This is a genomic window from Bradyrhizobium sp. USDA 3256, assembly GCF_054058275.1.
On the sequence record NZ_JBSSAE010000002.1, the window covers coordinates 1,343,986 to 1,363,685 of the forward strand.

Annotated in this window: 18 protein-coding genes; 13 read left to right on the forward strand and 5 right to left on the reverse strand. The window is 65.5% G+C overall.

Annotated features, from left to right (window positions below; genetic code table 11):
• Positions 1 to 11 precede the first annotated feature (11 nt).
• The 5 genes from ACVWY5_RS08075 to ACVWY5_RS08095 form a co-directional block, all read right to left on the reverse strand.
• Positions 12 to 962 carry a YiiG family protein gene (locus ACVWY5_RS08075; RefSeq protein WP_038377852.1) on the reverse strand — a complete coding sequence of 317 codons (951 nt, stop codon included), beginning with the start codon at positions 960 to 962 and terminating at the stop codon, positions 12 to 14.
• 179 nt (positions 963 to 1,141) lie between these two features.
• Positions 1,142 to 1,777, reverse strand: a complete 636-nt coding sequence (locus tag ACVWY5_RS08080; protein WP_028336995.1) for an aspartate/glutamate racemase family protein — start codon at positions 1,775 to 1,777, stop codon at positions 1,142 to 1,144.
• Between the two features lie 161 nt (positions 1,778 to 1,938).
• Positions 1,939 to 2,949 (reverse strand): amino acid ABC transporter substrate-binding protein, encoded by a 1,011-nt coding sequence (locus ACVWY5_RS08085; protein WP_028336994.1) that lies wholly within the window; start codon positions 2,947 to 2,949, stop codon positions 1,939 to 1,941.
• An 88-nt stretch (positions 2,950 to 3,037) separates the two neighbouring features.
• Positions 3,038 to 4,393, reverse strand: coding sequence for an aspartate aminotransferase family protein (locus ACVWY5_RS08090; protein ID WP_028336993.1), 1,356 nt, complete (start codon positions 4,391 to 4,393; stop codon positions 3,038 to 3,040).
• A gap of 5 nt (positions 4,394 to 4,398) precedes the next feature.
• Entirely contained in the window at positions 4,399 to 5,274 is an 876-nt protein-coding gene (locus ACVWY5_RS08095) for a MurR/RpiR family transcriptional regulator (protein WP_018270329.1), read from the reverse strand.
• A 177-nt stretch (positions 5,275 to 5,451) separates the two neighbouring features.
• Here ACVWY5_RS08095 and ACVWY5_RS08100 point away from each other — a divergent pair, with 177 nt between their 5' ends.
• The 13 genes from ACVWY5_RS08100 (at position 5,452) to ACVWY5_RS08160 (ending at position 19,625) form a co-directional block, all read left to right on the forward strand.
• Entirely contained in the window at positions 5,452 to 6,639 is a 1,188-nt protein-coding gene (locus ACVWY5_RS08100; protein WP_028336992.1) for an ABC transporter permease subunit, read from the forward strand.
• A gap of 1 nt (position 6,640) precedes the next feature.
• Positions 6,641 to 7,762 (forward strand): amino acid ABC transporter permease, encoded by a 1,122-nt coding sequence (locus tag ACVWY5_RS08105; RefSeq protein ID WP_028336991.1) that lies wholly within the window; start codon positions 6,641 to 6,643, stop codon positions 7,760 to 7,762.
• A 333-nt stretch (positions 7,763 to 8,095) separates the two neighbouring features.
• Entirely contained in the window at positions 8,096 to 8,605 is a 510-nt protein-coding gene (locus ACVWY5_RS08110) for a hypothetical protein (RefSeq protein WP_028336990.1), read from the forward strand.
• 209 nt (positions 8,606 to 8,814) lie between these two features.
• Entirely contained in the window at positions 8,815 to 9,609 is a 795-nt protein-coding gene (locus ACVWY5_RS08115) for an FCD domain-containing protein (RefSeq protein WP_051376310.1), read from the forward strand.
• 44 nt (positions 9,610 to 9,653) lie between these two features.
• Entirely contained in the window at positions 9,654 to 11,072 is a 1,419-nt protein-coding gene (locus ACVWY5_RS08120) for an amidase family protein (RefSeq protein ID WP_028336989.1), read from the forward strand.
• A 51-nt stretch (positions 11,073 to 11,123) separates the two neighbouring features.
• Positions 11,124 to 12,554: an amidase family protein gene (locus ACVWY5_RS08125; RefSeq protein WP_321177062.1), complete on the forward strand. Its 1,431-nt coding sequence runs from the start codon at positions 11,124 to 11,126 to the stop codon at positions 12,552 to 12,554.
• A gap of 234 nt (positions 12,555 to 12,788) precedes the next feature.
• Positions 12,789 to 14,009, forward strand: coding sequence for an ABC transporter substrate-binding protein (locus ACVWY5_RS08130; RefSeq protein WP_028336988.1), 1,221 nt, complete (start codon positions 12,789 to 12,791; stop codon positions 14,007 to 14,009).
• A gap of 231 nt (positions 14,010 to 14,240) precedes the next feature.
• Positions 14,241 to 14,666: a GFA family protein gene (locus tag ACVWY5_RS08135; RefSeq protein ID WP_028336987.1), complete on the forward strand. Its 426-nt coding sequence runs from the start codon at positions 14,241 to 14,243 to the stop codon at positions 14,664 to 14,666.
• Positions 14,667 to 14,996: 330 nt separating this feature from the next.
• Entirely contained in the window at positions 14,997 to 15,938 is a 942-nt protein-coding gene (locus ACVWY5_RS08140; RefSeq protein ID WP_283089771.1) for an IS110 family RNA-guided transposase, read from the forward strand.
• 147 nt (positions 15,939 to 16,085) lie between these two features.
• A complete protein-coding gene (gene cnbZ / locus ACVWY5_RS08145) occupies positions 16,086 to 16,838 on the forward strand; it encodes a 2-amino-5-chloromuconate deaminase CnbZ (protein ID WP_028334555.1) in 753 nt (250 codons plus the stop codon).
• 124 nt (positions 16,839 to 16,962) lie between these two features.
• On the forward strand, positions 16,963 to 18,555 hold the full coding sequence (locus ACVWY5_RS08150; protein ID WP_038377522.1) for a flavin monoamine oxidase family protein: 1,593 nt from the start codon (positions 16,963 to 16,965) through the stop codon (positions 18,553 to 18,555).
• Complete coding sequence (locus ACVWY5_RS08155; protein ID WP_244978877.1) at positions 18,552 to 18,962, forward strand: c-type cytochrome; 411 nt, start codon at positions 18,552 to 18,554, stop codon at positions 18,960 to 18,962. The genes ACVWY5_RS08150 and ACVWY5_RS08155 overlap by 4 nt, the downstream gene beginning before the upstream one ends.
• A 174-nt stretch (positions 18,963 to 19,136) precedes the next feature.
• The gene (locus tag ACVWY5_RS08160) at positions 19,137 to 19,625 is read left to right on the forward strand and encodes a Rid family hydrolase (protein ID WP_028334552.1); all 489 of its coding nucleotides are present in this window, start codon (positions 19,137 to 19,139) and stop codon (positions 19,623 to 19,625) included.
• Positions 19,626 to 19,700 lie beyond the last annotated feature (75 nt).

Sequence of the window (19,700 nt, forward strand, 5' to 3'; positions counted from 1 at the left end):
AGCGCGGTCGTTCAGATCCGGGCGCCGCGGTTGTAGCCGTCGACGAGCTGATTGTAGTCGCGCATCAGCCGCGCCGGCGATCCTTCCACCATCCAGCCGGCGCCGGCGTTGCTCAGCATCATCTTCTCACCGGAGCTGTAGGGCACCTTGTCGCGAACGCGGCGCATGAGCTGCCTCGCCGTGGTGAGGAATGATTTGGCGCTGCCGATGAACATCGAGCCGAGCTTGGCGTCGCCGTCCTTGCCCGAGGCCTCGTCCACTGCCTTCACCGTGGCCTCATACTCGTTGAGCGCCTGGGTTATCGCGTCGAGGTTGGGTTTGTCGGCCTGCTGCGCGCGAAGCACGCGTTTGGCCTGGATCATCAGGGCCTCGACATAGTAGTGCGACTTGCGGCCTTCGCTGGCCTCGATCGCGGCCAGCTGCTCGGCGGCGCGCTTGTCATTGATGGCCTCGACGCCGGCGCGCAGCGCCTTGTCGGCGCCGGCAAACGCATCCCAGGCCGCGACCAGGCGCGGATGCAGCGCCTTGCCCTTGGCCATCTTGTCGTCCTTGTAGTTCTCCTGGGTGTAATAGTCGTCCGCCTCCTTCAGCAGCGGCTCAAGCGTGGTGACGGCCGCAACATACGCGTTCGCGGCGTCTTCAAGCTCGGCGTCGTGCGGGTCCGCTGCATTGGCAGCCGCGACGCTCGTCTTGCAGTCGGACGTGTCGTAGATCGTGTAGGTTCCGTAGATGATCCGCTCCTTGCCGGTGGGACCGCCCTTGGCGGCCCAGGAAAAGTAGCGTTCGCGGGATTCGTACGAGCGCGCCGAGAGACGGTTGATGCACCCGACATAGGCGTTCAGCTTGTGCGTCAGTTGCGCGGAGGAGGCGCTCGCCGACGACGCAGGCGGGGCCTGTTGGGCCGCGGCAGGTGCGAGGAAAGTAGCGATGGCCGCAATCGCAAGGAAAGGGAGATTTCGCATCGGAAGTTTGCCCTCATCTCAGCCGGAAGTTGGCCGCCTCAGCCTGGAAAGTCTATGTGACGGCAGAGAATAACGTCACACGAGCCTCCGCCGAGGCCGCGCGGCACACTATCGACAGACTTGATTGTCGGCTACGGGCCGGAAGTCACGACCGCCGAACTTAGCGATAAGGTACGCGCCTAGCTGATCCCCAGCATCGCCTTCAGCTTCTTGACCGCGCTGTCGGGTGTCGTCAGCACCTCGAGGCCAGTGACTTCGGCGACGCGCTCGGCCGCCGGCGCCATGCTGTACTGCGCGAGCGCGATCAGGTCGCAGTCGCGCAGCTCCTTGGACGCCTCGACCACGATGCGGTCATGTTCGGCGCGGTCGCCGCGGTCGAGCGCCGCCAGCGCGCCATCGGCAAGTTTTGGCACCAGCGTGACCTGTGACGGAAATTCCGGCGGCATCGACACCAGCGTCGGCGGGAAGGTCGAGAGCAGGCCGATCCGCTTGCCCCTCGCCACCGCCTGTTCGATCATCGCCTCGTTCGGCTTCAGCACCGGCATCGGCGCGTGCTCGCGCGCCACCGCCTCGATGCAGGGCCCGAACGCCGAGCAGGTAAAGAGAATGCCGTTGGCGCCGGTGCCGACAGCATAGCGGCCCATGGTCAGAAATCGCTCGGTCATGCGCTCGTCGAGCTTGCCGTCGCGGGCGAGGTCCGCCGACAGGCTGTCGTCGAGCAGGTTCATCAGCCGTGCCTCCGGCCAATGCCGTGCGAACGATGCCTCGATCGGCACAATCGAGTGCTTCAAGGCGTGAATGAGGGTGATGCGCATGATCGGCGTTTCTCCCTCTCCCCGCTCATTTTGCGGGGAGAGGCCTGGGATGAGGGGTTCTATCATCGTAACAGGTGAGAGGAGTATGCGCGGAGGCTCTCCCTCACCCGGATTGCTTCGCAATTCGACCTCTCCCCGCAGGCGGGGCGAGGTGACTTCACTTACTTGAACGGGATCGCGTACATCAACCCGCCCTTGCTCCAGGTGGCGTTGAGGCCGCGCTCGAGCTTCAAGGGGCTGGCCTTGCCGACATTGCGCTCGAAGATCTCGCCGTAATTGCCGCCGGCCTTGATCGCGCCGACCAGCCATTTGTTGTCGAGCCCGAGGCGTGAGCCGAGATCGCCCGACGCGCCGAGCAGGCGCTGGATCGCCGGGACCTGCGACTTCGCCATCTCGTCGGCATTGGCCTGGGTGACGCCGAGCTCTTCGGCCTCGATCAGGCCGTAATGCAGCCAGGTGATGATGTCGCTCCAGACCTCGTCGCCGTTGCGGGTGAACGGGCCGAGCGGCTCCTTGCTGATGGTCTGCGGCAGCACGACGTAGTCGTCGGCCTTCGGGGCTGCGGTCGCGACCGCGCCCGCGAGCGCGGAAGCATCCTGGGTCATGGCGTCGCAGCGGCCGCCGAAGAAGGTCTGGTACATGGTGTCGACGCGGTCGAACACCAGCGGCTTCCAGTCGATGCCGTTGGCGCGGCCGTAGTCTCCGAGCGTCACTTCATGCGTGGTGCCCTGGGCGACGCACACGGTGGCGCCCTTGAGGTCCTTCAGCTCCTTCACGCCGAGGTCCTTCTTCACGACAAAGCCTTGGCCGTCGTAGAAATTGACCGGTCCCTGCCGCAGCCCAAGCGTGGTGCCGCGCAGAAAGGTCTGCGTCGAGTTGCGGTAGAGCACGTCGATCTCGCCCGACTGCAGCGCGGTGAAGCGGTTCTGGGCGGTCAGCGCGACGTAGCGCACCTTGGCGGGATCGCCGAGCACGCCGGCGGCAAGCGCACGGCAATAGTCGACGTCGAGACCCTTGAAGTTGCCTTGCGAGTCCGGCGCCGAGAAGCCGGCAAAGCCGGTCGAGACGCCGCACACCAGCGTGCCGCGCTGCTTGACGGTGTCGAGCGTCGCCGCGCTTGCGCCCGCGATGCCTGCGGCGAGAACGGTCAGAGTGATGATACCCCTCAGCATGTCTTCCTCCTCCTCCTAACGTTTGAGCATGATCTCTGCGCAAACGCTTCGCGTTTGTCGCGGGAAAACCGGTGCCCGTTTTTCCGGATCATGCTCCGTGACCAATATCCTTCAGCGCGCTGTCTACCGCAGCGCCTAGCCGTTCGACGATCATGTCGATGTCGCCGGACGTCGCGATATAGGGCGGGGCGAGCAGCACGTGATCGCCGCGCTGGCCGTCGGCGGTGCCGCCCGACGGATAGCAGCCGAGCCCGCCGGCGAAGGCCGCAGACTTGATCCGCTGATGCAGCTTCAGCTTGGGATCGAACGGCTGCCGCGTGGCACGGTCGGCGACCAGCTCGACACCCCAGAACAGGCCGCGGCCCCTGATGTCGCCGACATGGCGGTGATTGCCGAACCGTTCGGTGAGCCGCTGTTCGAGCTGGCGGCCGCGCTCCTTGACCTGGTCGAGCAGCTTCTCCTCAGCGATCACCTTCTGCACCTCGAGCGCGGCGGCGCAGGCGAGCGGATGCGCCAGATAGGTGTGGCCGTGCTGGAACGCGCCGGAGCCGTTGCGCACCGTGTCGACGATCGTGCCGCTGGCAAGCATCGCGCCGATCGGCTGATAGCCGCCGCCGAGGCCCTTGGCGACCGCCTGGATGTCGGGCGAGATGCCTTCCTGCTCCCAGGCATGCAGCGTGCCGGTGCGGCCCATGCCGCACATGACCTCGTCGAGGATCAGGAGCGCGCCGTGGCGGTTGCAGATCTCGCGCACCGCCTTGAAGTAACCCTCCGGCGCCGGCACGCAGCCGGCGGTGGCGCCGACCACGGGCTCCGCGATGAACGCCGCGACCGTATCGGGGCCGAGCCGCTGGAATTCGGCTTCGAGTTCGGCGGCAAGGCGCGCCACGAACGCCGCCTCCGATTCGTCGTCGCGCTTCTCGTGATAGGCGAAGGCCGGCGTGACATGGCTGAACGAGGGTGACAGCAGCGGCGCGTAGGGCTCGCGGCGCCAGGCATTGCCGCCGGCCGACAGCGCGCCGAGCGTGTTGCCGTGATAGCTCTGGCGGCGCGCGATGAAGCGCGCGCGCTTCGGCTCGCCGCGCTCGATGAAATATTGCCGCGCCAGCTTGATCGAGGCCTCGATCGCTTCCGACCCGCCGCTGACGAAATAGACATAGCCGAGGCCGCCGGGCTCGTGGCCGACGAGCCGCTCGGCGAGCTCTTCTGCAGGCTCGGAGGAGAAGAAGCCGGTATGGGCATAGGCGATCCTTGAAGCCTGCTTGGCGATCGCGGCCAGGATGCGCGGATGCTGATGGCCGAGGCACGACACCGCGGCGCCGCCGGAGGAGTCCAGAATCCGGTGGCCATCCTCCGCGATCAGCCAGACGCCGTCGCCGCCGACCGCTTTCGGCGGGGTCTCGCGCAGGCTGCGATGCATCACGCGGCTCTTGTTGGCTGCCATGACACTCATCCTTTCTCGACAAAATATTGCGACATCTCGGCAAGCCGGCCCTCGGTCTCCTCCAGCTTGCGCTTTGCCCCGGCGCCGCCCAGCGTGAAGGCGACGGCCGCCAGCGACTGGGCGACTGCGATCGCGCCGGTGAGGCTCGGGAAGAAGCCGGGGGAGGAGGCGGCTTCGAACAGCAGCAGATGATCGGCGCCTTCGGCCATCGGCGCGCTGATGGTGTCGGCGATCGCGATCAGCGCTGCGCGCGCCTGATGTGCCGCGCGCGCCGTCTCGACGCTGACCAGGGTGTAGGGCGCAAAGCCGATCACGACCACAGCGTCGCCTGACCGGAAGGCGCCGTGGTCGAGATCGAACGGGCCGGAGCCGCCGACCAGTTGCACGGCGTCGGGGCGGAACAGGCGGAGCTGATAGGTCAGCAGTTCCGCGACGCTGCGGCAGCTGCGAAACCCCGATATCCAGATCCTGTCCGCGGAGTGCAGCGCACGCGCGGCTTCCGCGATCGCGCTCGCTGAAATCCGCGCAAGGCCCGCGGCCTCGGCTTCCAATTTGTCGTGCACCAGTTTGACATCGGCATTCGGCCCGGCGCGGCGGCTCCTGGCGCGGCCGGAGAACGGCGAACCCTGCGCCGGCCGGCGCGCCTCGGTGAGCGCGGCGCGCAATTCGTCCCAGCCGGAATAGCCGAGCGCCTTGGCAAGACGGGTGAATGAGGCAGGATCGGCGCCGGCGACGGACGCGAGCTCGCGCATCGAGCGGGTGGTGGCGTCGTAGTCATTAGCGGCGACGAACCGGCCGACCTCCTGCAAGCGCATCGGCAGCGACGGCAGTGCGCTGCACAATTCGTTGAGGGGCGATGGTTTCGGCTGAGCCTGGGCCATGAAACATATGTTGCATGGATCTTAATTTGGTGCAACATATGAAGTGCGCAGGATTTGAGGTTGACGCGTCTTCCTCACGCGAACCGGTATCCATCCCGGATCAAGTCCGGGACAGGCTTCGCTCGAAAACGCTCTTGCGCATGGCAGAAGATCGCTTCTCACTGGGGTCCTTGTGCTGTGACGACATCGACGCCGAAACGCCCTCCCGCCCGGCCCTGGCGGCTTTCGCTCAGCGACCCCCGCGTCGCCGGCCTGTTCTGGCAGATCCTGGTGGTCGCCATCGCGGTCGCCGTCGTCGCCTGGCTGTGGTCCAACGCGGTTCATAATCTCTCGGTGCGGCGCATTTCGACCGGCTTTGCCTTCCTCGGCCGTGAAGCCGGCATGCCGATCGCCGACAGCTGGATCGACTACACGCCGAAGAACACTTACCTGCGCGCCTTCATCGTCGGCGTCGTCAACACGCTGCGCGTGGCGGTCATCGGCATTGTGCTGGCGACCGTGATCGGCACGCTGGTCGGCATCGCGCGGCTGTCGTCGAACTGGCTGCTGGCGCGGCTCGCCGCCGTCTATGTCGAGGTGCTGCGCGACCTGCCGCTGCTGCTGCAACTCTTGTTCTGGTACGTGCTGATGCAGGGCCTGCCGGCGGCGCGCCAGGCGTGGAAGCCGGTCGACGGGGTCTATCTGTCCAACCGCGGCCTGGTGCTGCCGTCGGTGCCGCTGCATGAGGCCAATGACTGGACGCTCGTTGCGCTGGCCGCCGGCGTGATCGTCTTCCTCATCGTCAGGCGCCGCCTGATCGCGCTGCAGATGCTCGATGGCAAGGCGCGGCCGACCTGGCCCTACGCGCTCGGCCTCATCATCGCGCTGCCTGCGCTGGTGTCGTGGCTTCTGGGTGCGAGCTGGAGCGTCATGCTGCCCGAGCTGCGCGGCTTCAACTTCGTCGGCGGGCTGACGCTCGCGCCGGAATATTTCGCGCTGCTGATCGCGCTCGTCACCTATACTTCGGCGTTCATCGCCGAGATCGTGCGCAGCGGCATCCAGGCGGTGCCGCGCGGTCAGTCGGACGCCGCCAAGGCGCTCGGGCTGAAGCGCAGCTTCGTGTTGCAGCACATCGTGCTGCCGCAGGCGCTGCGCGTCATCATCCCGCCGATGACTAGCCAGTATCTGAACCTGACCAAGAATTCCTCGCTCGCGGTCGCGGTCGGCTACCAGGACATCGTCTCGATCGCCAACACCACGCTGAACCAGACTGGGCAGGCGATCGAGTCGATTGCGCTGATCATGATGGTGTTCCTCACCATCAGCCTCGGCATCAGCCTGTTCATGAACTGGTACAATGCGCGGATCGCGCTGGTGGAGCGCTGACATGAGCTCGGTCGCACACCTTCCGCAGGATCCGCTGCCGATCGGCCGGCGCCGCGCGCAGCGTACGCTCGGCGGCCAGATCGTGGCCTGGCTGCGCGCGAACCTGTTCGCCTCTGTGACGTCGAGCATCATGACGCTGCTGCTGCTGTTCGTGCTCGGCAAGGCGTGCATCGCGCTCTGGCAGTGGGGCATCGCCAACGCGGTCTGGATCGTCTCGGGCAACGACACCAGCGCCTGCCGCGCGCTGCGCGGCGGCGGCGCCTGCTGGGCGGTGATCCCCGAGAAGTACCGCTTCATCCTGTTCGGCACCTATCCGTTCAGCGAGCAGTGGCGGCCGGCGCTCGCGGTTCTGATCTTCATTGCGCTGTTCGTGGTCTCGAGCCGCCGCAGCTTCTGGCGCAAGGAACTGTTCCTGCTGTGGGCCGTGGCCTTGATCGCGATCGGGTGCCTGATGTGGGGCGGTTTTCTCGGCATGTCCTTTGTCACGCAGGACCGCTGGGGCGGGCTGCCGGTGACGCTGATCCTTGCGACTTTCGGATTGGCGTTCGGCTTCCCGCTCGGAATTTTGGTCGCGCTCGGCCGCCGCTCCAAGCTGCCGGCGATCCGCTCGCTCTGCGTGCTCTATGTCGAGCTGATCCGCGGCGTGCCGCTGATCAGCCTGTTGTTCATGGCGAGCGTCATGTTTCCGCTGTTCATGCCCGACGGCGTCAACATCGACAAATTGCTGCGCGCCCAGATCGCCTTCATCCTTTATGCCGGCGCTTACCTTGCGGAAGTCGTGCGCGGCGGCCTGCAGGCGGTGCCGCGCGGACAATATGAGGCCGCCGATGCGCTCGGACTGTCCTACTGGGAGAAAAACGCACTGATCGTGTTGCCGCAGGCGATCCGCCATGTGATCCCGCCGCTGGTCAACACCTTCATCGCCTTCTTCAAGGACACCAGCCTGGTCCTGATCATCGGCATCTTCGACCTGCTAACGACCGCGAAGACCGCGATCGTCGATCCGGCCTGGCAGGCCTTCAGCGTCGAGGTCTATGTGTTCGTCGGCGTGATCTACTTCGTGTTCTGCTTTGCGATGTCGCGCTACAGCCGCGGCCTCGAGGCGCAGCGCGCGCACGGCTGAGCGATCCGGGTTCTCGGTCGCTTGCCCTCACATGCCGCATCTTCGTTGCCGGCCTGTTCGCATCCGCAGCCGCCTGCTTTGATTTTTGGAGCGGACCGTTCTGGCCTTAACGATGCGGCAACCAAGACTGGGCCGATGGTTGGCGCAAAAGCGCGGCTGGCACAGATTGCACTGGGCGACGTTCCGCCCCTCATTTATCTTGAGTGCCGTGGATTCGCGAGCGCGCGCGATGACAGAAATCATTGTTCGCGTGAGCATCGTTCGAGGTGCCGTTGATTTGTTGATTTGGTGCGTGCCTGACAGGGCTTCACTTTTGATTTTTGCCGTACGCCAATGGCCGAAGACAACCCCGTCTATCCGGAGAGCACCCGAAGCCAGGTCGACGATGCCCTGCAAGGGTTTTCGACCGATGAGCTTCGCCAGCTCCTGGCAGAGATCGAGCAACTCCTGAGCGTTGAAGCTGTGCCTCGCCGACCAAGACTGCGACTGGCCGGAGGCACATACGTGAGCGAGTATACCGCGCGCGCAAACATCGACCACTATCTGGATCTGCTGAAGCGCCCGGACGTTCCGACCAACACGAGATCGATGCTCAACAAGCGGCTGCTCGAGGAAGAAGACAAGCTCGGCCGGCGACGCGAGCAACTGGAGTTTGCCGAAAGCAGGGCCGCAGCGTGCCGGGATCGTGCAGATCGTCAACGGCGTTTGACGGATTCGTTCGCACCGGGTTCGGCTGACCGGGAGCAGGCCGAAAGGCTGCTGGTCAATTTCGAGGCGCTTGCACAGCTGGTCGAAGGATTTTGTCGCCAGATGCGCCACACGCTGAATCACAGTCCGCTTTAAGCGCGACGCCGCCTCGGTTCCGCGGTCTCCTGGTCGTCGCCACCTTCCCGCGCCCTGTCGGGCTTTTGACCGCGTAGCCGCTTCGCCCCGGGGCCGGTGCCAGGCGACCGGGGATAGTCCAGTCTTGGCGAACCCGGCATCACGAAATCTGGAGAAGGACGGCCCAAGCCGGCTTGCCAAGCCGCCGCAGACCTATTTATGATCATAAAATGGATAAATCGGTCCTCCCGTCGCTCGACCCCTCGCGCCGCGCCTCGATCAAGCGCAAGCGCTCCGACGCGGTCGCCGACCTGATCCGTAGCCACATCTTCCAGGCCGGCTTGCGGCCGAACGACCGGCTGCCGCAGGAGGGTGAGCTGATCGAGATGTTCGGCTGCAGCCGCTCGACCATCCGCGAGGCGCTCAAGTCCTTGGAGGTGCAGGGGCTGGTGCAGAACACCACCGGTCCCGGCGGCGGCGCGCGGGTGGCGCCGGTGTCGATCAACCGGATCGTCGGCCTGCTCAGCAACTACTTCTACTTCCAGTCGGTCTCTACCGCGCAAATCTACCAGATCCGCCGGCTGATCGAGCCGGAGCTCGCCTTCAGCGTGGTCGGCCACCTCACGGCGAAGCATTTCGCCGCACTGGAAAAGGCGATCGCGGTCCAGGAGCATCATCCCGACGGCGACGCCGATTGGGAACATCATCGCCACGCCGAGATCGATTTCCACGACATCCTGATCGAGGCCTGTCCCAACCCGCTGCTCGGCCTGATGTGCCGGTTCGTCAACGAGGCCATCAGGCATCTGATCGGTAAGCTCGGCGTACAGGAATTCGCATCCAGCTTCACCTGCGAGAATATCGAGTTTCACAAGCGCCTGATGGCCGCGTTCCGCTCCGGCAATGCCGCGCGCGCCCGGCGCGTGATGCTCGATCATGTGCTGAGCGCCGAAGCGGTGGTCGTTCCCGCGGAAGACCGGCGCATCGATCTGCCCGTCTTTCATCAGCCGTTGGGGCTTGACTGAACCGCATCGGCCGACTGCTGCAGCACGCCCTGGAGAAAACGACAATGGACACGCGGCGCGAGAATGAGTTGTGGAGCTGGTCGGCCGTCGATCTGGCACGTGCGATTGCGACGCGCGCGATCTCCAGCCGGGAAGCGGTGCGATCCAGTCTCGATCGCATCGCCGAGGTCAATCCGGCATTGAACGCCATTGTCGCGGTCCTCGCCGACGAGGCGCTGGCCGCCGCGGACGCGGCGGATGCCGCGGTGAAGTCGGGCGCGGAGCTCGGCGCGCTGCATGGCGTGCCGATCACCATCAAGGTCAATGTCGACCAGCGCGGCCAAGCCACCACCAACGGCGTCGTCGCCTTCCGCGATGTGATCGCCACCGAGGACAGTCCGGTGGTCGCGAATCTTCGCAAGGCGGGCGCGGTCATCGTCGGGCGTACCAACACGCCGGCCTTTTCGCACCGCTGGTTCACCAACAACGATCTGCACGGCGCGACCTACAATCCGTGGAGCCGCCGGCTGACGCCGGGCGGCTCCAGCGGTGGCGCCGCGTCGGCGGTCGCTTCCGGAATGGGCGCGATCGCGCATGGCAATGATTTCGGCGGCTCGATCCGCTATCCCGCTTACGCCTGCGGCGTCGCCGGCCTGCGTCCGACGCCGGGGCGGATCCCGGCGTTCAATCCGTCGGCAACCAGCGATCGTCCGATCACCGCGCAGATGATGTCGGTGCAGGGGCCGCTGGCCTGCTCGGTCGCCGATCTCGGGCTCGGCCTCGCCGCGATGGCGCAGGCGGACGCGCGCGACGGCACCTGGCTGCCGGTGCCGCTGCAAGGTCCAGAGCTCAAGCATCCGATCGGCGTTGCGATCGCGCCGGTGCCGTTCGGCGACGAGGCGCCGGAGGTGAGCGCGGCGGTACGCGCCGCCGGGCGCTGGCTCGCGGAGGCCGGCTTTGCCGTGGAGGAGACCGTGCCGCCGCGGCTCGCGGAGGCCGCCGATCTCTGGCATCGCCTCGTCATCAACGAGGAGCGGCGCGTGCTGGCGCCGATGATCCGCAAGTTCGGCGACGATCGGAGCCGCTACAATCTCGAGTGCCATATCGCCTACGCGCCCGAGCTCGACGGCGATCAGGTGCTCGCCTGCTTCGAGCAGCGGCTGGCGATCGTGCGGGCCTGGCAGCTGTTCCAGGAGCGCTATCCCGTCATCATCCTGCCGGTCTCGGCGCAACTGCCGTTCCGTTTCGATCAGGATCAGGAAGATGCGACGGTGGTCCGCGCGCTGCTCGACGCGCAGCGGCCGCTGCTTGCGGTGCCCGCGCTCGGCTTTCCGTCGGTCGTGGTGCCGACCGGGACCGCCGGCGGCGTGCCGGTCGGCGTGCAGGTGATCGCCGGTCGCTTCCGGGAAGACGTCTGTCTCGCGGTGGCCGAGCTGATCGAGGCGCGCGCATCAAAGCTGACGCCGATCGACCCGCGAGACTAAACCAACAACTGAACCAACAACAAAGCACTGAGCATCAAGGGAGAATATCACGTGACGAATGCACCGATCTGGCAATGGTCCGCCGTCGACACGGCCAAGGCGATCCGAGAGAACGAAGTGACCTCGGAGCAGGTGGTTCGCGCGCATCTCGACCGCATGAAGGAGGCCAACCCGGCGCTCAACGCCGTCGTGGTCGATCTCGGCGCCTCAGCGATGCAGGCCGCCAAGGCCGCGGACGAGGCGCTGGCCGCGAGCAAGCGCGGAGGCGGCGCCGTCGGGCCGCTGCACGGCGTGCCGGTCACGATCAAGATCAACATCGACGTCGAGGGGCAGGCCAATTCGAATGGCGTGGTGGCATTCAAGGACAACATCGCCCCGGGCGACTCGCCGGTGACGGCCAATCTCAAGAAGGCCGGCGCCGTCATCATCGGCCTCACCAACACGCCGGAGTTCTCGCTGCGCGGCTTCACCGACAACCCGCTGCACGGCCTGACGCGCAATCCCTGGAATGCCGACGTGACCTGCGGCGGATCCTCGGGCGGCGCCGGCGCGTCGATCGCCGCCGGCATTGGCACCATCGCGCATGGCAACGACATCGGCGGCTCGCTGCGCTGGCCGGCGCATTGCAACGGCATCGCCACCATCAAGCCGACCCAGGGCCGCATTCCGGCATTCAATCCGAGCGCGACCGCGGAGCGGCCGCTGATGGCGCAGTTCATGTCGTCGCAAGGGCCGCTGGCGCGCTACGTCGCCGACGTGCGCCTCGGCCTCGAGGTGATGGCGCAGCGCGACCCGCGCGATCCCTGGTACGTGCCGGCGCCGCTGACGGGGCCGAAGCCGGCTGGGCCGATCAAGGTCGCGCTCGCCAAGATCCCGGAGGACATGACGACCGATCGCGGCGTGATTGCGCTCCAGCGCAAGGCGGCGGATCATCTCGCCGATGCCGGCTATGCGGTCAGCGAGGTGGAGGTCCCCGACCTCAACAAGGTCTGGCAGCTCTGGTGCGACCTGATCATGACCGAGACCCGCGTGTTGCAGCAGGACCAGATGCTGGCGACCACCAGCGCCGACTTCCAGAAGACGTTCCGCGGCTTCATGGCGCTGGCCAACCCGCTCGACCAGCCCGGCTACATGAAGGCGATCGCCGAGCGCTCGCGCCATATCCGGAACTGGATGACGTTCCTCGAGCAGTATCCGCTGGTGCTGATGCCGACCACTGTGCGCAAGACGCCGGAGGTCAACGCCGATCTCGGCGGCGATCAGCGCGTCAAGGATTTGTTCTGGAACGACCTGCGCTTCATTTCGTCGATGAACGTGCTGGGGCTGCCGGCGGCCGTGGTGCCGGTCGGCCTCGATGAGGGATTGCCGGTCGGTGTCCAGATCGTCGGCTCGCGCTATCGCGAGGACATGTGTCTCGACGCCGCCGAGGCGATCGAACGCAAGGCCGGCATTCTGGCACGGCAATTGTGGCAGCGGCGCTGAGCGATCTCGGCACCACAACGCATTTATCCATTCGTATCATTCAACGCGCGCCGCGGCAAAGTCTCGTCGCGGCGTTCGCATGATCGGAAACGCGCGAATGTCGACGAACCGGCTGTGTTCCTTCTCCCGGAATTTCTGAACGGAATCGCAGAGCGCCATGCCGGCGATGGGGTTGTCGGCGATCCCTGATTGCTTCAGGAGATCGTCCGAAACGTCGAAACCCCTGGGAACGAAATGTCCGTCACGAAACGCTCGCATGTCCTGGTCGCAATTGCCGCCGCGTGTCTCTCTTTTGCGGCCGGCGCTGCCCGAGCGGAGGATGGCGTGCTGCGGGTCGGCATCATCACCGACATGAGCGGGCAATATTCCGACGGCAATGGCCCGGGATCGGTGATCGCGGCGCAGATGGCGGCGGAGGAAATCGGCGGCACGGTCGCCGGACGCAAGATCGAGATCATTTCGGCGGATCACCAGAACAAGCCTGATGTGGCGACCGGCATCGTGCGCAACTGGATCGACAACAAGGGTGTCGACGTGATCGCCGAAGGCGTCAATTCCGCGGTGGCGCTCGCGATCCAGACCGTGACGCGCGAACGCAAGAAGCTTTTCCTGATCTCGGGCTCCGGTTCATCCGACCTCACCGGCAAGCAATGCTCGCCGACCAGCGTGCAGTGGACTTACGACACCTACGCGTCCTCGAACGCGACGGCGAAGGCCGTGGTTGCGCGCGGCGGTACGCCCTGGTTCTTCCTGACGGCGGATTATGCGTTCGGCCAGGCGCTGGAGCGCGATGCCAGCAAGGCCGTGACATCGGCCGGCGGCAAGGTGCTGGGCGCGGTTCGCCATCCCTTCGACACCGCCGATTTCTCTTCGTTCCTGCTGCAGGCCCAATCCTCCGGCGCCAAGATCCTGGCGCTTGCCAATGCCGGTTCCGACTTCCGCAACGCGGTCTCTCAGGCCGACGAGTTCAATATCCGCGCCAGCATGCAACTCGTCGCGCTGCAGGTGACGCTCACCGATGTGCCCGCGCTTGGCCTCGCGCATGCGCACGATCTGCTGTTCACCGATTCCTTCTATTGGGATCGCACGCCGGAGACGCGCGCCTTCGCCCAGGAATTCTTCAAGCGGCACGGCGCAATGCCGACCGCCTATCAGGCCGGCGTCAACTCGGCGCTCAGGCACTACTTCAAGGCGGTCGCCGCCACCAACTCGGTCGATTCGGAGACCGTGATCGCGCAGATGCGCAAGACCCCGGTCAATGATTTCTTTGCCCAGAACGGCCTCGTGCGCGAGGACGGCCGGATGGTGCATGACATGTATCTGATGCGCATCAAGAAGCCGGAAGAGTCCAAGAGCAAATGGGACCTCTACGAGTATCTCGCGACGGTGCCGGGCGACCAGGCCTTCCGTCCGCTCGATGAAGGCGGCTGCCCTTACGTCGCCAAATCGCATTAGCCTCAAGAATTTGCATCGAGCCTTCGCGTGAGTTTTTCTGGCATCATGCGCGAGTTTTGATCGATTGTCCGGTGCCGATCCTGAAGATACGTTCGTATTGAGACCAGTCTCAGTCGACAGATCATGATCGTCGCGCAGGTCGCTGCACGGTTCCGCGCGAGCTGCGGGCTTGTCGCTGAGAACGTTTCTCGTCCGCCCGGCAGGACCGGGCGCAGAAGGAGACGCAGCAACATGACGGGCGACACGGGTGTTCGGGCTGGCCGGTGCCATTGCGGCGCGGTGCGTTTCGAGGTGACGCTCAGCGACGGCTTCAATTCGATCCGCCGCTGCACCTGCTCCTACTGCCGGATGCGGGGCGCCGTCGTTGCCATGGCGGAGATGGGCGGGATCAAGATCCTGCACGGAGAGGATGCGTTAACAAGCTACCGCTTCCATACCGGATCGGCGCGGCACTTCTTCTGTTCGCGCTGCGGGATCTACACCCATCATCAACGGCGATCGAACCAGAACCTGTATGCCGTCAACGTGGCCTGCCTTGACGGCGTAAGCCCCTTCGATTTTCCCGAGGTGCCTGTGATGGACGGCGTCAATCATACCAACGACACCGGCAAGCCGACGCGCCGGGCAGGCACACTCCGCTTCATCCCCGCCGACTGACGATCGCCGTCGGCCGACGACCGCCCGGCCGACGCGTGGTGTGGCACTTGAATCGGTACCTATCTTCATCGTCGTCCCGGCGAAGGCCGGGACCCATAACCACCGCTGCAAATTGCTGTACAGCGGTGGACCGACGAGTCCCCCACATGATCCGCCGCGGCGTATGGGTCCCTGTGTCTTGGAAGTCTGTCAGGATGGGTTGGGCGGGAAGCCGTTGGGTCCTTGGCGCTTGACGCCGTGAGCCGGCTCGGCCTCCCGCCCGTTCCATTACCAACCTGAACAGTTGCACGAGGCTGCGCCAACAGACCTCGCATCACAGGGACAGGCACCGTGATCATACCCCCTCGTTATGTCGGAATCGACGTCTCCAAGAAGCATCTCGATATCTTTGATGAAGCTGACGGCGTGTCCAGGCGCATCGCCAACGCGGCACAGGCCATCACACAGCAGGTGGCGCGTTGGCGATGCGATGCGCTGGTCGTCTTCGAGGCCACGGGCGCCTATGACCTCGCGCTTCGCGAGGCCCTAAGCCAGGCCGGTGTCCGCTTCGCTCGGATCAATCCGGCTCGAGCTCGCGATTTTGCGCGGGCCAGCGGCCAACTTGCCAAAACCGATCCGATCGATGCACGGATGCTGGCGGCCTTTGGCCGGGTCATGCAGCCGGCAGCCGAGCGGGCCGCCAATCCCGCCCGCAACGCTTTGGCAGGGCTTGCAAAACGGCGGGACCAACTGGTTCTCATGCGCGCGCAGGAGAAGAACCGGCGCAGCGAGGCCGACGACCGCGCCATGGCCGAACGGATCAGTCGGCTCATTGAGGTTCTCGATGGCGAGATCGCCGAGATCGAGGCCGATATCAACGCATTGACCAAGGCCGAGCCGGAGATCGCGGACGATGCGCGGTTGATGCGCTCACTGCCGGGCGTGGGTCCCGTGGCTTGCATGCAGCTGATCGCGAAGATGCCGGAACTTGGACATGTTGGAGCGAAGCAGATCGCCGCGCTCGCGGGCCTTGCCCCCTTCAACGTCGACAGCGGCGCCTTCCGTGGAAAACGCAAGATCGCCGGCGGCCGAAAGCGCGTTCGTGACGCCCTCTATATGGCGGCTCTGAACGCGGTTCGTCGGGCCGATCCATTCAAGGCCTTCTACGCGCGGCTGCGACAGGTCGGCAAACCAGCCAAGCTCGCTCTCATTGCCGTCGCCAGGAAGCTCCTAACGGTCCTCAACGCCATGATGCGCGACAGAAAGCCCTACCTGCAGACCAAGCCGACATAACAGTTGCCGGCCTTCGCCGGGACGACGATTGTGGATGCAGGCCGGGCCACACATGCGGTGTCGTCCCTGCTTTCGCAGGGACGACGGCTGTGGTGAAATCAAGTGAGGCGTCATCGCGACGGCCCATCACCGTGTTCACGAGGCACCATGACCAACACCATCGAGGCTTCCGACGGCGGCTACCGCTTCATGCCCGGCGTCAGCCAGTATTCCTGCGGCGTCGCTGCGCTGCCCGGCTTTGCCATCGAGCGCGTCAGGTTCTCCGAGCCGGTGCCGTTGAGCGCGGGTTTTGCTGGGATAGCTGACATCCTCAAGGCCGCCGGCCGTCCGCTGACCGCATTCGCCGCCTGCGAGCTGCGCTCGCCGGCGCCGTTCACCGAGGAGGGCTTTAAGGCCTTCAACGAGATCTACATCAAGACGCTGGTCGCCTGGGGCGTTATGCGGGACGGCGTCAATCCGGTGGCGCGCAGCAATGTCTGTCCAAAGCTCGATCCGCCCGGCGAGCCGTCGTTCCACGCCTTCTGCTACACGGTGCCGGCCGCGAAGGACGCACCGGCAAGCTTCGTCGTGGCCGGCAGTGGCGAGTCGGTCGAGGGCAAGGCAAATTACCGCGATCATACCGTTGCCCCCGGCGACACCAGCCCGCCCGGCATCCTGGCGAAGGCGAAATTCGTGGCTGACGAGATGGAACGCCGGATGAGGGCGTTCGGCGGCTCCTGGCGGGACACCACCGCGGTGCAGCTCTACACCGTGCACGACGCTTATCCTGTGCTGGAAAGCGAACTCGGCCGCCGCGGGGTGCTTCGCAACGGCTTGACCTGGCATTTCGACCGGCCGCCGGTGGTTGGGCTCGACTTCGAAATGGATTGCCGGCGCGTGCATCGCGAGCGCGTGGTGTGACGCGTCGGTCGCGTGATGCATCAAAAGCGCGTGTGGGTGGATGTGGAAGCGTGCGCCCTTTCTTGACACGGATCGCGCGAGCCGTTTCCCTTCGCCATCGACGTCAGCGGCTGGGTGAGCGCGGGTGCAGAACGAATCTGTGATCAGGCGGCGTGATCTGCTGGCGCTGATTGGCACCATTGCCGGCAGTTCGGCGATGTATCACGCGATGACGAGCCTCGGCTTCGCGTCCGAATCCGCCTACAAGGGGCCGCTGAAGCTCACAGGCGACGTGAAGGGCGCCTCGGTGCTGATTCTCGGCGCGGGGCTTGCCGGGATGACGGCGGCGCTGGAGCTGCGCAAGGCCGGCTACAAGGTCCAGATCCTCGAATTCAACAGCCGCGCCGGCGGCCGCAACTGGTCGATCCGCGGCGGCGACAGTTTTGTCGAGCTCGGCGGTTTCAGGCAGACCAGTCAGTTCGAGCAGGGGCTCTATCTCAATCCCGGCCCGTGGCGGATTCCCTATCATCACCGAGCGCTGCTCGATTACTGTCGCCGGCTCAATGTGACGCTGGAACCCTTCATCCAGCTCAATCACAACGCCTATCTGCACGCGACGCGTGCATTCGGCGGCAAGCCGCAGCGCTTTCGCAGCATCAAGGCGGATTTTCAGGGCGGGGTCTCGGAGCTGCTCGCAAAGGTCACCCAGCAGGGCCGGCTCGACGAGACCGTGGGCAAGGAGGATCAGGAGATCCTGCTGCAGTCGCTGCGCGACTGGGGCGCGCTGGATCGCGACTACAAGTACAATGCCAACCTCGTGTCGGCCGAGTTCCGTGGGTATGCGCGCGATCCCGGCGGCGGCCTGATGGGCGATCCGCTGCCCAGCGAGCCGATCCCGCTGCAGGAGCTGCTGCGGTCGCGGATGTGGCGCTATCTGCAGACCTTTGCGCGCTACGATTTCCAGACCACCATGTTCCAGCCGGTCGGCGGCATGGACATGATCGGCAAGGCATTCGCGCGCGAGGTCGGCGATCTCATCCGCTATGGCGCCAGGGTGACGCAGATCCAGCAGAACGGCTCCGGCGTCACCGTGAGCTATGTCGACACCGCCAGTCCATCCACGGTGCAGCAGGCCACCGCCGACTGGTGCATCTGCACCATCCCGTTGCCGATCCTGAGCCAGTTGCCGGTCGATGTCAGCGCGCCGATGAAGAGTGCGATCGACTCCGTGCCCTATGCCGCCTCGGTGAAGATCGGCCTGCAGTTCAAGCGGCGGTTCTGGGAGGAGGATGACGCGATCTACGGCGGCATCAGCTACACCGACCTGCCGATCCGGCAGATCGCCTATCCGAACTACGGCTTCAACCGCGGCGGCCGCGGCATCCTGCTCGGCGCCTACATGTATGGCGGTGCCAATTCGTTCGAGTTCACCGCGATGACGCCGGCCGAGCGGGTCGCCAGCGCGGTCGAGTTCGGCGCCGCAATCCATCCGCAGTACAGAAACGAATTCGAGAACGGCGTCGCGGTGGCCTGGCATCGCGTGCCGTTCACGCTCGGCTGCGCCGGCGAATGGACCGAGGCCACCCGGGCGCAGCATTACCGCAATCTCTGTCAGATCGACGGCCGTATCGTGCTGGCGGGCGAGCACGCCTCGCAGCTGCCGGCCTGGCAGGAGGGCGCCATCCTGTCCGCGCTCGACGTCATCTCCCGGCTGCACGAACGCGTGGTGAAGACATGATGATGCGGACCGCGACATCCGTCGTCGCCGCACTGGCGCTGCTGTCGGCGACGGCGGCCCTTGGGCAGGACAGTGGCGCGGGCAAGCGCACCTTCTCTTCGGGCTACCGCTTCGTCGAGATGACAGGCGAGGAGCTGTTCGCCAATGTGTGCCAGGGCTGCCACATGCCGGATGCGACGGGCGCGAGTGGGGCGGGCACTTACCCGTCGCTGGCCGGCAACAAGAATCTCGAGGCCGCCGGCTATCCGGTCTTCCTGGTCATCAATGGCCGCCGCGGCATGCCGGCGTTCGGCGACATGATGACCGATGGTCAGATCGCCGCCGTTGTGAATTATCTGCGGACGCACTTCAGCAACAACTATCAGGACGCGGTGACGACCAAGGATGTCCAGGACGCCCGCCGCTAGAAGCGCCGTTTCCGTCATTCCGGGGCACGGGCAAAGCCCGCGAACCCGGAATCCAGAGGTGACGTACTCGGAGTTCCGCAACTTCGAGATTCCGGGTTCGCGCGGCGCGCGCCCCGGAATGACGAAATGAACGATGTGTGCCGCACGAGCTGCGATCGAGCAATGGGGGAAATCATGAGATTAGCAACTATCGCACTGGGCGCCGCGTTGTCGGCGATGGCGACCGCCGCCTCGGCTGACGTGGTCAGGCATCCGATTCCCAACTCGACATTCCCGATCGCGCAGGCCGTGACCGTCACCGGTAACACCACGACCGTCTATGTCAGCGGCCAGGTGCCGCCGGTGATCAACAAGGACGCCGATCCGTCGAGCCCGCAGGCCTATGGCGATACCAAGGCGCAGACCGTCGGCGTGCTCAACCGCATCAAGGCCATTCTGGAAGGCCAGGGCCTCGGCATGGGCGACGTCGTCAAGATGCAGGTATTCCTGGTGCACAACGCATCCGCGCCGATGGACTTCAAGGCCTTCATGGAGGGCTACACCCAGTTCTTCGGCGGCAGCCAGCCCAACCTGCCGGCGCGCTCGGTGGTCGGCGTCGCAGCCCTCGCCAATCCCGGATTCCTGGTCGAGATCGAGGTGATCGCGGCCAAGGATTCGAAATAAGGACTGCAAATAGCGTGCGCGAAACCGCGGAGCATGCGCGCGGAAATTGAAGGGCTCGCCGTCTTGCCAAAGCGC